The 14,792-nt window shown below is 73.7% G+C and carries 15 protein-coding genes and 1 pseudogene; 9 read left to right on the top strand and 7 right to left on the bottom strand.

The features are described from left to right. Nucleotides 1–10: 10 nt before the first annotated feature. From GA0070607_RS05935 to GA0070607_RS05925, 3 genes are read left to right on the top strand one after another with little or no spacing between them, the layout of a single operon-like run. Nucleotides 11–499, top strand: coding sequence for an NUDIX hydrolase (locus GA0070607_RS05935; RefSeq protein WP_089017271.1), 489 nt, complete (start codon nucleotides 11–13; stop codon nucleotides 497–499). Further along, nucleotides 493–1,305, top strand: a complete 813-nt coding sequence (locus GA0070607_RS05930; RefSeq protein ID WP_089017270.1) for a ribonuclease HII — start codon at nucleotides 493–495, stop codon at nucleotides 1,303–1,305. Before GA0070607_RS05935 ends, GA0070607_RS05930 begins: the two co-directional genes overlap by 7 nt. Then, nucleotides 1,302–1,625, top strand: a complete 324-nt coding sequence (locus GA0070607_RS05925) for a DUF2469 domain-containing protein (protein ID WP_007075222.1) — start codon at nucleotides 1,302–1,304, stop codon at nucleotides 1,623–1,625. The genes GA0070607_RS05930 and GA0070607_RS05925 overlap by 4 nt, the downstream gene beginning before the upstream one ends. Nucleotides 1,626–1,688: 63 nt before the next feature. Here GA0070607_RS05925 and GA0070607_RS05920 read toward each other — a convergent pair whose 3' ends face one another. Continuing rightward, nucleotides 1,689–2,867 carry a sulfite oxidase gene (locus GA0070607_RS05920; protein ID WP_231930869.1) on the bottom strand — a complete coding sequence of 393 codons (1,179 nt, stop codon included), beginning with the start codon at nucleotides 2,865–2,867 and terminating at the stop codon, nucleotides 1,689–1,691. Between the two features lie 121 nt (nucleotides 2,868–2,988). After that, a complete protein-coding gene (locus tag GA0070607_RS05915; protein ID WP_089017269.1) occupies nucleotides 2,989–3,621 on the bottom strand; it encodes a class I SAM-dependent methyltransferase in 633 nt (210 codons plus the stop codon). A 142-nt stretch (nucleotides 3,622–3,763) separates the two neighbouring features. Between GA0070607_RS05915 and GA0070607_RS05910 the strand changes: the two genes are divergently transcribed. Beyond that, on the top strand, nucleotides 3,764–4,432 hold the full coding sequence (locus GA0070607_RS05910; RefSeq protein WP_089017268.1) for a murein hydrolase activator EnvC family protein: 669 nt from the start codon (nucleotides 3,764–3,766) through the stop codon (nucleotides 4,430–4,432). On the opposite strand, the gene GA0070607_RS05905 is transcribed toward GA0070607_RS05910, so the two are convergent. From GA0070607_RS05905 to GA0070607_RS05885, 5 genes are all read right to left on the bottom strand, one after another. After that, complete coding sequence (locus tag GA0070607_RS05905; RefSeq protein ID WP_089017267.1) at nucleotides 4,353–5,534, bottom strand: aminotransferase class V-fold PLP-dependent enzyme; 1,182 nt, start codon at nucleotides 5,532–5,534, stop codon at nucleotides 4,353–4,355. The two genes, GA0070607_RS05910 and GA0070607_RS05905, sit on opposite strands and share 80 nt — an antisense overlap. A 39-nt stretch (nucleotides 5,535–5,573) precedes the next feature. Further along, nucleotides 5,574–6,596, bottom strand: a complete 1,023-nt coding sequence (locus GA0070607_RS05900) for a tyrosine recombinase XerC (protein ID WP_089017266.1) — start codon at nucleotides 6,594–6,596, stop codon at nucleotides 5,574–5,576. A gap of 137 nt (nucleotides 6,597–6,733) precedes the next feature. Further along, a complete protein-coding gene (gene dprA / locus GA0070607_RS05895; RefSeq protein ID WP_408630869.1) occupies nucleotides 6,734–8,029 on the bottom strand; it encodes a DNA-processing protein DprA in 1,296 nt (431 codons plus the stop codon). Beyond that, entirely contained in the window at nucleotides 7,939–9,459 is a 1,521-nt protein-coding gene (locus tag GA0070607_RS05890) for a YifB family Mg chelatase-like AAA ATPase (protein WP_089017264.1), read from the bottom strand. Before GA0070607_RS05890 ends, dprA begins: the two co-directional genes overlap by 91 nt. 30 nt (nucleotides 9,460–9,489) lie before the next feature. Beyond that, nucleotides 9,490–9,849 (bottom strand): YraN family protein, encoded by a 360-nt coding sequence (locus GA0070607_RS05885; RefSeq protein ID WP_089017263.1) that lies wholly within the window; start codon nucleotides 9,847–9,849, stop codon nucleotides 9,490–9,492. A gap of 166 nt (nucleotides 9,850–10,015) precedes the next feature. Here GA0070607_RS05885 and GA0070607_RS05880 point away from each other — a divergent pair. From GA0070607_RS05880 to frr, 5 genes and pseudogenes are all read left to right on the top strand, one after another. Next, nucleotides 10,016–11,006: pseudogene (locus GA0070607_RS05880) on the top strand (hypothetical protein). Nucleotides 11,007–11,279: 273 nt separating this feature from the next. After that, nucleotides 11,280–12,191: a 30S ribosomal protein S2 gene (rpsB, locus tag GA0070607_RS05875; RefSeq protein ID WP_089017262.1), complete on the top strand. Its 912-nt coding sequence runs from the start codon at nucleotides 11,280–11,282 to the stop codon at nucleotides 12,189–12,191. 138 nt (nucleotides 12,192–12,329) lie between these two features. Then, entirely contained in the window at nucleotides 12,330–13,157 is an 828-nt protein-coding gene (tsf, locus tag GA0070607_RS05870; RefSeq protein WP_089017261.1) for a translation elongation factor Ts, read from the top strand. Between the two features lie 161 nt (nucleotides 13,158–13,318). Further along, nucleotides 13,319–14,086 (top strand): UMP kinase, encoded by a 768-nt coding sequence (gene pyrH, locus GA0070607_RS05865; protein WP_089017260.1) that lies wholly within the window; start codon nucleotides 13,319–13,321, stop codon nucleotides 14,084–14,086. Nucleotides 14,087–14,169: 83 nt separating this feature from the next. Then, on the top strand, nucleotides 14,170–14,727 hold the full coding sequence (frr, locus tag GA0070607_RS05860) for a ribosome recycling factor (protein WP_088946658.1): 558 nt from the start codon (nucleotides 14,170–14,172) through the stop codon (nucleotides 14,725–14,727). The last annotated feature ends 65 nt before the right edge of the window (nucleotides 14,728–14,792 follow it).

Below are 14,792 nucleotides of genomic sequence, written 5' to 3'. Positions count from 1 at the left end.
GCTGGGGGCCGTGACCGTCTACACCCCTCGACGCGCCGCCCGCGTGCTGCTCGTCGACGCGGCCGGCCGGGTCCTGCTCTTCGACGGCTCCGACCCGGCCCGCCCCGGGCACCGCTACTGGTTCACCCCGGGCGGCGGGCTGGATCCGGCGGAGTCGCCGGCGGCGGGCGCGGCCCGCGAGCTGGCCGAGGAGACCGGGTTGCGACTCGACCCCGCCGAGCTGGGCGAGCCGGTCTGGTCCGAGACGACCGAGTTTCCGTTCGACGGTGTGTGGTACCGCCAGCAGCAGGTGTTCTTCCTGGTCCAGGTGTCGTCGTGGGAGGTGGACACCGCGGGCTTCGACGACGTCGAGCAGCGCAGCATCGCCGGGCACCGCTGGTGGTCGCCGGCCGAGCTGGCGGCCACCGATGAGCGGTACTACCCAGCCGAGCTGCCCGCCCTGCTGACCACGCTCCTGCGACCGACCGCCGGCGTCGGGCGGGACGAGGGCTCGTGCTGACCCCGCCGCGCACAGTCGTGCGCCGGGAGGCCGGCCTGTACGCGCTGGAGCGGGCGTTGCAGCGTCGCGGCTTCCGGCAGGTCGCCGGTGCCGACGAGGCCGGCCGGGGCGCGTGCGCCGGTCCGCTGGTCGCCGCCGCGGCGGTGCTGCCCGAGGGGCGGCGGGGCGAGATCGACGGGCTGGCCGACTCCAAACTGCTCACCCCGGCCAACCGGGAGCGGGTGTACGCGGAGGTCGTGGACCGCGCGCTGGCGTACGCCGTGGTGGTCATCCCGGCCGAGGAGGTCGACGCCCGAGGGCTGCACGTGTGCAACCTGTCCGCGATGCGCCGGGCGCTCGCCTCGCTCACCACCCGGCCGGAGTACGTGCTGACCGACGGCTTCGGCGTGGACGGCCTGGGTGTGCCGGGGCTGGCGGTGTGGAAGGGCGACCGGGTGGCAGCCTGCGTGGCGGCCGCCAGCGTGCTCGCCAAGGTCACCAGGGACCGGATCATGGTGGAGTTGGACGGGGTGTTTCCGGCGTACGGCTTCGCCGAGCACAAGGGCTACATCACCCCGGAGCACTCCGCGGCGCTGCGGGAGCACGGGCCGTGCCGGGAGCACCGGTTCTCGTACGTCAACGTCGCCGCGGTCTCCGGCCGTGACGGCCGGCCGCCGCGCGCCCGTCGGCCCGTCCACCCGGGCCCGGATGAGCCGATGGAGCGCTCCTGGGCGTCAGGGAGTACCGTCGGCGTGGCGTTGGGCGAGCAGCTTCGGCCTCCGGCGCCGGTGGGGGAAGATGTGGTCATGGAAGGCGGAGTGCGATGAGCGCGGAAGATCTCGAGAAGTACGAGACCGAGATGGAGCTGCAGCTCTACCGGGAGTACCGCGACATTGTCCGCCAGTTCTCCTACGTGGTGGAGACGGAACGCCGGTTCTACCTGGCCAATCAGGTCGACCTGCACGTGCGCAACTCCGACGGCGAGGTCTACTTCGAGGTCGAGATGCACGACGCCTGGGTGTGGGACATGTACCGTCCTGCCCGCTTCGTGAAGAACGTCCGCGTGATGACCTTCAAGGACGTCAACGTCGAGGAGCTGGAGAAGCCAGACATCTCGCTGCCGGCCGACTCCGGCTTCGGCGGCTGACCGCTCCCGTGCCACCGGGCGGCACCACGGGCCCCCCACCCGTGGCGTAGCCCACGCTCCCGGTCACTCGGCCGGCACCACGACCTCCACCCGCTGCACCAGGTTGTTGGCGAAGCCGCCCCGATTCCACGGCTGCTCGACCGGCTGGGTCCGCCCGGACGCGTCCGTCGCCCGCGCGCTGAGCACGTACCGGCCCGGCGTCGCGGTCCACTCGTGCCGCCACCGTCGCCAGGCGAAGTCGCCGCCCTGGGCGGCGTCCAACTCGGCCGGAGTCCAACTCGTCCCGCCGTCGGTGGTCACCTCCACGGCGACGATCGGCGCGTGCCCCGACCAGGCCCGACCGTCCAGAGTGCACGGTCCCGGCCGGAGCACCCGGCGGCGGGACATGAAGTCCGGGAAGCCGGGCGGGCGGACCAGCGCACGCGGCTCGATCCGGGTGACCGGAACGCCCGGATCGTCGGCGTCGCGGCGCAGCCGGTAGGCGACCGCGTTCTGGTAGCCCTCGAACGGCTCGGTCCGGACCTCCACCGAGTGGAGCCACTTCACGTGCGCCATGCCGTACCAACCCGGCACGATCAACCGCAGCGGCGCACCGTGCTGCGGCAGCAGGGGAGCGCCGTTCATCTCGTACGCCAGCAGCACCTCCTCGCGCAGCGCGTCGGCTACCGGCAACCCCCGCTGATAGTCCTGCTCCACACCGCGCTCGACGCCGTGATCGGCGCCCGTGAACACCACGTCCACCGCGTCCGGGTCGAGACCCGCCTCGCGCAGCAGCGGCGCCAGCGGGGTGCCGGTCCACTCGGCGTTGCCGACCGCCTCGACCAGCCAGGGCTGACTGACCGGCCGGGGATCCAGCAGCGCCCGACCGTTGCCGGCGCACTCCAGTGTGACCCGGTGGGTGACCCGGGGACGCTCACGAAGCTCCGCCAGGCTCACGGTCAGCGGCCGGTCCACCGCGCCGCCGACGGTCAGCGCGTGCGTGGCCGGGTCCAGCTCCGGGATGTCGTAGTGGGTGAGCAGGTAGTGCAGCCCGGCCGGGGTGACGTCGTAGCGCAGCGCCTCCAGCGGGATGCCGTGGTTGCGGGCGGCGAGCTGCAACTCCTCGGCGCTGATCGCCTCGCCCGGCTCGGCGAGCCGGGACGGGCCGCTCACCTCGGCCACCGTCGGCGCGCCGACGGCCCCGAGGTGCGGAGCCGGGTCGTCCTGCTGAGACCCCGGCGTCCGGTCATCGACAGTGGTCATAGGGGCCTCCCCGGCTCGGACGGCGGCGCTGCGCTCGCACGCGGACCAGCCTAGGCCCCTCGGTGACGGCCCGAGCGCCGCCCGGTGCGCGCTACCCTCCGGCCCGCGCGGGGTGGCCGGGTCAGCGGGTGAGGAAATGGAACATCGTCACCCCGGGCGGCAGCGGCCGAGGACGGCCAAGGTGGCGGTGCACGCCGACGCCGACCCGGTCCGCCGGGGTGCCTACCGCGACCGGCGCGAACCCCTCCTGCGTGAACCAGCCACAGATGGTGGGCACCAGATCCGGCTCGCGGCGATGCCGGGTCCAGATCACCGTGCCACCGCTCGCGCAGAGCGCCGCGGCGTGCCCCACGGTGGCCCGGACGTCGGCGTCCGACACGTTGCCGAACACCCCGCAGAGCAGCACTAGGTCGGCCGGGACCAGATCGGCGTACGCGTCGGTCACCGCCGCGTCGCCGACCAGCACCTGTACGCCGCTGAGACCGGCCACTCGGGCGGCGTCCTCGGCCACCGCGGCGTTGCGCGGGTCCAACTCGACCAGGCGGGCGGTCACGTCGTCGCGGCGCGGATGGGTGGCGAGCACCGGAATCAGGTCCCGGCCCTGACCGGCGCACGCGCTGATCACCCGGAGAGGCCCAGCCGGCGCCCGGTCCAGTGCCGCCCGGACCTGCTCGCGCACCTCGGCCAGCCGGGCGGCCAGCGCCGATCCAGGCTGGTCGTAGTCGTCGTGCCAGGCAAGCCAGTCCCGAGCCATCGGCCCAGCATAGGCAGCATCAGCAGGCCCGCGACATAGCAGATCATCGAGGACTCTGGGCGGGCGTCCACAGCATGCCCGTTCGTCCACAGCTCGGCCGCTCGGGGCGGCCGGCGGCCTGGCCCGGTCGCAGGCTGCCGTCATGCGACCGCCACCCGTTCCGATCCGCCGCACCGTGCTGCTCTGCGCCGCGTTCCCGCTCGCGCTGACCGCTCAGCTCTGCTGTCTGGCGCTGCTGGTCGCGACGCTGCCCGGCCGCGCGCCGACGCCGGTCGTGCCGGTCGCGGTCGTGGCGCACGCCCCAACGGACGCCGGCCCGGGGCGGTTCCGCTGGCCGGTCGACGGGCCGCCCCGCCCGGTGCGCCGATTCGACCCGCCACCCCGGCCGTGGCTGCCCGGGCACCGGGGGGTGGACCTGGCCGCCCCGGCCGGAACGGTGATCCGCAGCGCCGGGCCGGGCACCGTGCTCTTCGCGGGCCTGGTCGCCGGGCGACCGGTGGTCACCGTGGGGCACGCCGGCGGGCTACGGACCACCCACGAGCCGGTGCGACCGGCGGTACGCCCCGGCCAGCCGGTCTCCGCCGGTGCGCCACTGGGCGAGTTGCTGCCCGGGCATCCGGGCTGCCCCACCGTCGCCTGCCTGCACTGGGGCCTGCGCCGGGGAGCGGAATACCTCGACCCGCTGGCCCTGCTCGGCCTCGGCCCGGTACGCCTGCTCCCGGTCGACCGGGTCAGCGCTGGGCGAGCAGCGCCGGCAGCCGTACGGCCAGCCGTTCGTACTCGCCGGCGGCGTTGTAGACCTGGCCGGTGAGCCGCAGCCACCCCCGGCCGTTCCAGCTCATCACCGCCACCTCGGCGGCGAGCCGCTCGCCGATGCGCGTCTGGAGGGCCCGCGCCGCGTCGATGGTGGTGGCCGTGCCGGCCGGCAGCGGGATGATGCGCAGAGCCACAGCGGGTCCGCCGGGGTCGGGCAGATGGGCAGGCGGCACTCCCAGCGCGTCCCCCACCACCCGCTGGCCGTACGCGGCGAGCGCGGCGTTGTGCTCCCGGACCCGGTCGACGCCCAGGCTGCGCAGCGTGAACAGGCCCGCCGGGGCAGCCAGCCACGAGGTGTAGTCCAGTGTGGCCTGCCACTCGACCCGGGCCGGGAAACCGGCGTCCTGCTCCCATGAGACCACCAGCGGCTCGATTCGGTCCCGCCACGGCGCACTCACCGCGAGCAGGGCGGTGCCGCGTGGGGCGTACCCCCACTTGTGCAGATTGCCCACCCAGAAGTCGGCGCCGATGCTGGTGACCGGGGTCGGCAGCATGCCCGGCGCGTGCGCGGCGTCCACCAGGACCGCAACGCCGTGTTCGCGGGCCACCCCGACGATGGCGGCGGCCGGGAAGAGCCGGGCGGTGGCCGAGGTGAGCTGATCGACGACCAGCAGCCGGGTCCGCCCCGGGCGCAGGCCGGCGCGGACGGTCTGCACGATCTGCTCGTCGGTGGCGGCCAGCGGGATCGGCAGGACCCGGCTGACCGCCCCGGTCCGGCGGCACTCCCGCTGGATGGCCAGGCTCACCGCCCCGTACCCGTGGTCGGTGCTGAGCACCTCGTCACCGGGCTGCAACCCCAGCGACTGGAGCACCACGGCGACGCCGGTGGTGGTGTTGCCGACCAGGGCGCTGCCCTCCGGGTCGGCGCCCAGGAAACCGGCGAGGTGCCGGCGGGTGTGCGCGATCCGGTCGACCAGCCCCTGGGTGAAGAAGCGCAGCGGGTTGGCCTCCATCTCGTCGCGCAGCCGCTGCTGGGCTCGCTGCACGCCGATCGGCACCGCGCCGAACGAACCGTGGTTCAGGTGGCTGACCGCCGGGTCGAGGGAGAAGAGCAGGCGGGCGCCCGGGATCGGCTCGGGAGGCTGCGGGACGCTCACCCGATGATCGTAACCGTCGGTCGATCAACGCTGAGTGAGTCAGGCGCGCGGGTGGGCCTGGCGGTAGGCGGCGCGCAGCCGCTCCACCGAGACGTGCGTGTAGATCTGCGTGCTGGCCAGCGACGAGTGGCCCAGCAGTTCCTGCACCGCGCGCAGGTCGGCGCCGCCCTCCAAGAGGTGGGTGGCGGCGGAGTGGCGCAACCCGTGCGGGCTGGTGCGGGGGAGGCCGGTGGCCTCGGCGTACCCGCCGACGATCTGGCGCGCGGTGGTCGGGTTGAGTCGGCCGCCCCGGGCACCGAGCAGCAGCGCGTCGCCCGAGCGGACGCCAACCAGCGCCGGGCGGCCCCGCCGCAGCCAGTCGTCGAGTGCGCGCTGCGCGGGCACCCCGTACGGCACCGAGCGCTCCCGACCGCCCTTGCCGAACACCCGGATCACCCGGCGGCCGTGGTCGACGTCCCCGACGTCCAACCCGCAGGCCTCGCTGATCCGCACGCCGGTGGCGTAGAGCAGTTCCAGCAGCACCCGGTCGCGCAGTCGTACCGCCTCGACCGCCGCCCCTTCCGCCGGGCCGGGCTCGGCCGCGTCCGGCGGCTCAGCCGTTGCCCGCTCCTTCGGTGTGGAAGCGGGGGGCAGCCGGGTTGGTGCCTCGACCAGGGCGGCGGCCTGGTCGGCGCGCAGGACGGTGGGCAGTTCCCGATGGGCGCGAGGGCTGGCCAGTGCGGCACCCACGTCGGCGGGGAGCAGCCCGGCGCGGTGTGCCCAGGCGCTGAACGCTCGCGCCGACGCGGCCCGCCGCGCCAGGGACGTGCGGGCGGCGCCGGTCGTCCGCTGCCGGGCCAGCCAGCTGCGTAGCACCGACAGGTCCAGCTCGGCCAGCTCGACACAGCCCATCCGAACGGCATGGTCGAGCAGCGAGACCAGGTCGGTGACGTACGCGCGGACGGTGTGCGCCGACCGGTTGCGGACTCGGGACAGGTGGTCGGCGAAGTCGTCCACCGCGTCGCGCAGCTCTGGCGGCAGCGCCTGGTGGGTGGCCCGGGTGCCCCGGGCAGGCCCGCTCATCGCCGCCAGGTCGGCGGCGCCGTGGTGCGGGCCGGTCGATGGGCCGGCGCACCCCCGCTGACAGTTGGCACGGCAATCAGCCTACGGCGGCGCGTCGCGTACCGCCGGCCGCGACAGCGCCGTTTCGTCGGTACCGGTCAGGTCGGTGTCGGGTTGGCGGTCGTCGCGCGCTTCGGTCGGGCCGGCGGGGCGAGAACGTAGCCGTCGTCGCGCCGGACCACCAGGGACAACTCCTCCAGGAGGGACAGTTTGCGCAGCGCGGTGCGCACCTCGACGCCGGCCCGGGCGGCCAGCGCGTCCACGCCCTGCGCGCCCCGACGAGGTAGCGCCTCCAACAGCGACCGAGCGTCGTCGTCCAGCTCGTCGGCCGGTCGCTGCGGGCCCCGGGCCGGCGGCGCCAGGTCCGCGCCGATCCGGCCCACCTCCTCGAGTACGTGCGCCACCCCGGTGACGAGGCGAGCCTTCGGGAACTCGCGGAGCAGTTCGTGCGCGCCGACGGACATCGCCGAGGTCACCGGTCCGGGCACCACCATGGCCGCCCGGCCGGTGTAGATGGCCCGCCGAGCGGTCTGCGTCGCACCGCTGCGGGCGGACGCCTCCACCACGACGGTGCCGAGGGTGCCGCCGGCGATGACCCGGTTGCGGATCAGGAACCGGGGTCGCAGCGGCTCGGCGCCGGGCGGCCACTCGCTGACCAGCAGCCCGGTGTCGGCGATCCGGTCGAAGAGCGCGGTGTTGCCCATCGGGTATGGCCGGTCCAGTCCGCAGGCCAGCACCGCGACGGTCAGCCCGCCGGCGTTGAGGGCGCCGCGGTGGGCCGCCGCGTCGATGCCGAACGCGCCGCCGGAGACCACCGTCCAGTCCCGCTCGGCCAGCCCGTACCCCAACTCCGTGGCGACGTGCTGGCCGTACCCGGTGGCCGCCCGCGCCCCGACCACGGCCACCGAGCGGTCCAGCGCCTCGCCCAGCGGCCAGCTCCCACGGACCCAGAAGCAGAGCGGCGGCGCGGTCTCGACGTCCACCCGCCGGGTGACGTCTGGCAGCTGGAGGGTGGCCAGGCCGGCCACCCGCGCCGGCCACTCGTCGTCGTCGGGCGTGACCAGCCGGGCGCCGAGGCGCTCCGCCCGGTCCAGTGCCTCGGCTGCCACCGCCCGGGCGTCGGCGGCGGCCGTCCGGGCGGCGACCGTGGTGTGCAGCCAGCCGTCCGGGCTCCCGCCGTCGAGCAGCAGATCCAGCGCCGCCACCGGGCCGAGCCGCTGGACCAGCCGATGCACCGCACGGGTGCCCGGCTCGGCCAGCCAGGTCAGCGCGACCCGGGCCAGCCGGCCTTCCTCGTCAGCGCTCACGTCGCCTCTCCCGTCCGCAGTTGGATCGCCTCCCGGACGTCCTCGCGGTCCGGCCGGTCCCGGCCGTCCAGATCCGCGATCGTCCATGCCATCCGGATCACCCGGTCGAAGCCGCGCGCCGACAGGGAGCCGGAGTCGAGCCGTCCACGCAGCTCGGCAGTGTCGCGGGCGGGCAGCCGCCACGGCGGCCGGCGCAGGTGCGGGCCGCCCACCTCCGCGTTGAGCCGCCGGCCGAGACGCGCCCAGCGGGCGGCCGCCGTCTGACGGGCCGCCACCACCCGCGCGGCGACCGTGGCGGAGGACTCCGCATCGGTCTCCGCCGCCATCAGCTCGGCCGCCCGCACCGGCATCAGCCGCACCTGAACGTCGATCCGGTCGAGCAGTGGCCCGGAGAGCCGGCCCAGGTATCGGCGGCGGACGAGCGGGGTGCACTCGCAGTGCGCGTCCCCGGCGGGCTTGGCGCACGGGCATGGGTTGGCCGCCAGCACCAGTTGGGTTCGGGCCGGATATTCGGTGCCGCCGCCGCTGCGGGCCAGCTTGACGCGGCCGTGCTCCAGCGGCTGGCGCAGCGCCTCCAGTGCGCCCTTGCTGAACTCCGGCGCCTCGTCCAGGAAGAGGACCCCGCGGTGGGCCAGCGACACCGCGCCGGGCCGGGCCAGCCCTGAACCGCCGCCGACCAGCGACGGCACGGTCGCCGTGTGGTGTGGCGCCTGGAGCGGCGGGCGGCGCAGCAACCGGCCGCCGGGTGGCAGCAGCCCGGCGATCGAGTGCAGCGCGGTCACCTCGAGGGCCGCCTCGTCGTCCAGCTCGGGCAGGATCGACGGCAGCCGCTCGGCGAGCATCGTCTTGCCGGCGCCCGGTGGGCCGAGCAGCGCCACGTGGTGCCCGCCGGCGGCGGCCACCTCCAGCGCGCGTTTGCCCAACCGCTGCCCGGCCACCTCGGACAGGTCCGGGCCGTCGGTGACCGGTGCCGGGGTTTCGGCCGGTGGTTCGATAAGCGGGCTGCCGTCCCGGACGAAGGCGACAAGCCGGTGCAGCGTGTCCACCGCCCGAACCCGTATCCCCGGGATGACGGCGGCCTCGGCGGCGTTGCCGGCCGGGACGATCACCCGACCGACGCCCTCCCGGGCGGCGGCGGCGACCATCGGCAGAACCCCGCGTACCGGACGGACGGTCCCGTCCAGCCCCAGTTCGCCGAGGACGACCACCCCCTCCAGGGGGAGCAGCGGCAGCTCACCCGAGCCGCCCAGCAGGGCGGCGGCGATGGCCAGGTCGAACGCGGAGCCGAACTTCGGCAGCGTCGCCGGCAGCAGGTTCAGGGTGATCCGCCGGTTGGGCCACCGTTGGCCGGAGTTGACCACGGCGGCCCGTACCCGGTCGCGGGCCTCGTGCAGGGCGGTGTCCGGCAGCCCGGAGATCACCACGGCCGGCAGGCCGGCGGCGAGATCGGCCTCCACCTCGACCAGGTGACCGGTGACGCCGACCAGCCCTACGGAGAGCACCTTCGCGTAACTCATGGCGCCCCCCGACCTCCCGGAGCGCGCATGTCAGAACGCACCCTTGAGGTGATCGACCCGGGCGGGACCGGCGTCGGGCAGCCGCACCGACAGCACGTCGAACCGCACCTCCTCGGCGGTCGTCCCGGTCTCGGCCAGCCAGCGCGCCGCGAGCCCGCGCAGTCGCCGCGCCTTGGCGGGAACCACGGCCTCGGCCGGGGTGCCGAAGGTGTCGCCCCGGCGGGTCTTCACCTCGCAGAACGCGAGCACGGGCCCGTCCCAGGCGATGATGTCGATCTCTCCGTCCGGGCAGCGCCAGTTTCGGGCGACCGGGCGCAGCCCCGCCCCGATCAGGTGCCGCGTCGCACAGCGCTCGCCGTACGCGCCGACCGCCTGGTTCCGCTTCGTCATGGCCGGCACAGTGCCCGCCGAGGTCCGAACGCCGCGACCCCGACATCGGCCACCTGTGGACAACGGGTGCCCTGTGGACGACCAACCGATCAACCCGGCCCTGTGCTAAGGCTGATCACCGACGACCTGACCGCGGCTCGTCAGATGAGGCGGGCGCCGGGCTGAAATGGCGCGGCGGGAGTCCGTCGCATACGGTGCCGGACGTGGACGGACGACGGAGCTTTCCGGAAGATCAGGAGTCGCGCTGGTACCCCGACGAGCGGGGTCGCGGCTACGGCGAGTCGGAGTGGCGCGGCGCGGGCGAACCGCGGTACCGGGACGACGAGGTCCGGGTTCCCGATCAGCGCGGCGCCGACGAGGGTCGCTACGGCGAGGACACCGGCACCGGTCGCTTCGGTCCGGAGCCGGACTCCGGGCGCTTCGGTGCCGTCAGCGCCCAGCCGGGCCGCTTCGGTGCGTCCGAGCCGGACTCCGGGCGGTTCGCGGCGGTCGACCCGCTGGGTGACGCCCGACCGGAGGCCGACGGTTACCGGGCAGCCCGCTCGCGACGGGCGGACCGCGACCCCTCGGAGGTCTCCGGTGAGCTGCCCGGTCGCCGGGCCCGGGATGCGGCTTCGACGGGCTCACCACTGACCGCCGCCCGCGAGGGGACGTCCGCCGGCGATCCGCCGGCCGGTGCGCTCGCCGACCAGACTCGTCCCGGCCCGCTCGGCGGGTACCCGATCGTCGACCCGGCCCGCGGCGGCGACCAGCCGCACCCGCTGGAGATGCCGACCGGCCCGATGCCGCCGGTCGGCCCCCGGGGCGGTGAGCTGCCGGCGGCGGAGCAACCGGTGTATCCGCCGGCGGCCGATGGCGTCTACCGCACCCGCCGCCCGGCGCTGGCGGTGCTCTTCGCCCTGCTGGTGCTGATCTTCGAGATCCCGGCGCTGCGGGTGCTGCTCGACGGGGTGACCAGCGACCCGCTGTCCGCCGGGAACGTGGTGGTGGGCATCTTCCTGGTCTCCGGGCTGCCGATCTTCGCAACCGGGCTGTATGGGCTACGAACCGGCGGTCTGGCGCTCTCCGACAGCGGTCGGGGCTGGTTGCGTCCACCGACGGCCTACCTGACCGTCGGCCTGGTGCTCTTCGTCGCCGCCGCGCTGGCAGCCGGCTGAGCTGAGGCTCAGAGCCACCGCCCCGGGCCGGCTGAGCCGCCGAGGCGGGCGGTGGCGCGCACCCGGCAGCCCGGTGGGCGGGCAGGGGCGTACACTGGCCAACTGGCGACCGCCTCGTGCGGTCGACCTCGCGCGCCCTCTCCACGAATCGTCGTGGGGCGACGGCCTCCCTGGTCCCGATCTTGGTCGGGAACACCATGGCCGGCGACCAGGCGCCAGGACGCCCGGCCACCGGCCGGGCGTGACAACCAGGGATCTTGAGGAGTACCCACCATGGCCGTCGTGACCATGCGCCAGCTGCTGGAGAGCGGTGTCCACTTCGGGCACCAGACCCGGCGCTGGAACCCGAAGATGAAGCGCTTCATCATGACCGAGCGCAACGGCATCTACATCATTGACCTGCGCCAGACTCTCGAGTACATCGAGAAGGCGTACGAGTTCGTGCGTGGGACCGTCGCCGAGGGTGGCAGCATCCTCTTCGTCGGCACCAAGAAGCAGGCTCAGGAGGCGATCTCCGAGCAGGCGACCCGCGTCGGTCAGCCGTACGTCAACCACCGCTGGCTCGGTGGCATGCTGACCAACTTCCAGACGGTGTACAAGCGCCTTCAGCGGATGAAGGAGCTGGAGGGCCTGGGTGACCTGAGCGGCACCGCCGCCGGTTACACCAAGAAGGAGACGCTGCAGCTCTCCCGCGAGAAGATCAAGCTGACCCGCACCCTCGGTGGCCTGCGGGACATGCAGAAGCTTCCCGCCGCGGTCTGGATCGTCGACACCAAGAAGGAGCACATCGCCGTCGACGAGGCCCGCAAGCTGGGCATCCCGGTGATCGCGGTGCTGGACACCAACTGTGACCCGGACGAGGTCGACTTCCCGATCCCGGGCAACGACGACGCGATCCGCTCGGCCGAGCTGCTGACCAAGGTCGTCGCCGCCGCGGTCGCGGATGGCCTGATCGCGCGTTCCGGCCGTCGCCGGGGCAACGACGAGAAGCCCGAGGGTGTCGCGAGCGACGAGCCGCTGACCGAGTGGGAGCGCGAGCTGCTCGAGCAGCCGAAGAAGGCCGACGAGTCGGCCGCCCCGGCCGAGCAGCCGGCGCAGGCTGCCGCTGAGCAGCCGGCACCGGCCGCCGCTGAGCAGCCGGCACCGGCCGCCGCCGAGCAGCCGGCGACCGCCGCCGCCGAGTGACCGCACCGTCGCTGCCCCGCCGTCCGTTTTTCCGGACGGGCGGCGGGCGGCGACGGTACGCCGGGCACGATCGGCCCGGATCCGGGTAACCGGCACCTCTGACCATCCACACGCCGTCTCAACACCGAAGAGAGAGCCATGTCCCAATTCACCGCCGCGGACGTCAAGAAGCTCCGCGACCTCACCGGCGCCGGCATGATGGACAGCAAGAAGGCGCTGACCGAGGCCGAGGGCGACTTCGACAAGGCCATCGAGATCCTGCGCGTCAAGGGCGCCAAGGACGTCGGCAAGCGGGCCGGCCGTACGGCCGCCAATGGTCTGGTCGCCCACTCCGGCAAGGCGCTGCTCGAGCTCAACTGCGAGACCGACTTCGTGGCCAAGACCGAGGCGTTCATCGCCCTGGCCCAGCAGCTGGTCGAGCACGGCGAGCGCTCCGGCGTGAACAGCGCCGAGGAACTGCTCGCGACCGAGCTGAACGGCAAGAGCGTCGCCGACCTGATCCAGGAGCAGTCCGCCAAGATCGGCGAGAAGCTGGTGCTCAACCGGTTCGCCAAGGTCGAGGGCACCACAGCGGTCTACCTGCACCGCAAGGCCCAGGACCTGCCGCCGGCCGTGGGTGTGCTGGTGTCGTACACCGGCAAGAGCGACGAGGCGGGCGACGCTGACGCCCGTGGTGTCGCCATGCAGATCGCCGCGATGCGCCCGAAGTACCTCACCCGGGACGAGGTTCCGGCCGAGGTCGTCGAGTCCGAGCGGCGCATCGCCGAGCAGACCGCCCGCGAGGAGAACAAGCCCGAGGCGGCCCTGCCGAAGATCGTCGAGGGTCGCGTGAACGCCTTCTTCAAGGACTACGTCCTGGTTGAGCAGGCGTCCGTGGCCGACAACAAGAAGTCGGTGAAGCAGATGCTGGCCGAGGCCGGCATCGAGGTCACCAGCTTCGTGCGGTTCGAGGTCGGCCAGGCCTGAGCCGCCGCCGGGCGCCGTGGGCGCCCGTGGGCAGGAGACGTCGACGAGGAGGCCGCCGGTGTACGTGACAGGCACCGCGGCCTCCTCGTCACATAGGGTCGGCAGCGGCAGGTTCGCGGTACGCGCCGCACGGGGCGTGCGCGTGGGGAAGGGCGGGGCGGATGACGCAGGTTGTGAGTGACCGGACGCTGGCGGTGGAGGATCCGACGGCGCCGCCGCCCGGACGCGCCCGCCGAGTGGTGCTGAAGCTCTCCGGTGAGGTGTTCGGTGGTGGCGCGATCGGCGTCGACCCGGACGTCGTCCAGGCCATCGCCCGGCAGATCGCCACCGTGGTCCGCCGCGGCGTGCAGGTCTCCGTGGTGGTCGGTGGCGGCAACTTCTTCCGCGGCGCGGAGCTGCAGAAGCGCGGGATGGACCGGGCCCGCGCCGACTACATGGGCATGCTGGGCACCGTGATGAACTGCCTGGCCCTGCAGGACTTCCTGGAGAAGGAAGGCATCGAGACCCGGGTGCAGAGCGCCATCACCATGGCGCAGGTCGCCGAGCCGTACATCCCGCTGCGGGCGATCCGGCACCTGGAGAAGGGCCGCGTGGTCATCTTCGGCGCCGGCGCGGGGATGCCGTACTTCTCCACCGACACGGTGGCCGCCCAGCGGGCTCTGGAGATCCGGGCCGACGTGGTGCTGATGAGCAAGAACGGCGTGGACGGCGTCTACACCGCCGACCCGCGGATCGATCCCACCGCCAGCAAGCTCGACTCGATCACCTTCTCCGAGGCGCTGCGCCGCAACCTGCGGGTGGCTGACGCGGCGGCGTTCAGCCTCTGTATGGAGAACGGCCTACCGATGCTGGTCTTCGGCGCGCAGGGTGACGACACCATCATCCGCGCGGTGGGTGGCGACAAGATCGGCACCCTGATCACCGCCTGAGCCCCGCCGACGGCGACGGCAGCGGCGGTCCTGACGACTTTCAGCAGAGCCCACCACGAGCACAGAAGGAGGCGAGGAGACCGGTGATCGACGACACCCTCCTCGAGGCCGAGGAAAAGATGGAGCGTGCGGTTGAGCACGCCAAGGAGGAGTTCGGCGCCATCCGTACCGGTCGCGCCAACGCCGCCATGTTCTCCAAGGTCATCATCGACTACTACGGCACCCCCACGCCGCTGACCCAGATGGCTTCCATCGCGGTTCCCGAGCCGCGGATGGCCATCATCAAGCCGTACGACAACTCGCAGATCAATGCGATGGAGAAGGCGATCCGCGACTCGGACCTCGGGGTGAACCCGAACAACGAGGGCAACCAGCTGCGCATCCTGCTCCCGCAGATGACCGAGGAGCGCCGCCGCGACATGATCAAGGTGGCCCGGCACAAGGGCGAGGAGGCCAAGGTGGCGATCCGCAACGTCCGCCGCCGTGGCAAGGAGGAGCTGGACCGGATCGTCAAGGACGGCGAGGCCGGCGAGGACGACGGTCGCCGCGCCGAGAAGGAGCTGGACGACCTGACCCAGCGCTACGTTGCCAGCATCGACGACCTGGTCAAGCACAAGGAGACCGAGCTGCTGGAGGTGTGATCCTCTGGCCGCTCGGCGGCTGAGCTGCCGCGAGGCCCGCCCCCGATGCCGGGGACGGGCCTCGC

The organism is Micromonospora coriariae, from assembly GCF_900091455.1.
GTDB lineage: Bacteria > Actinomycetota > Actinomycetes > Mycobacteriales > Micromonosporaceae > Micromonospora > Micromonospora coriariae.
Note: the sequence above shows the minus strand (reverse complement) of the source record. Positions and strands in the feature narration are given on the sequence as shown.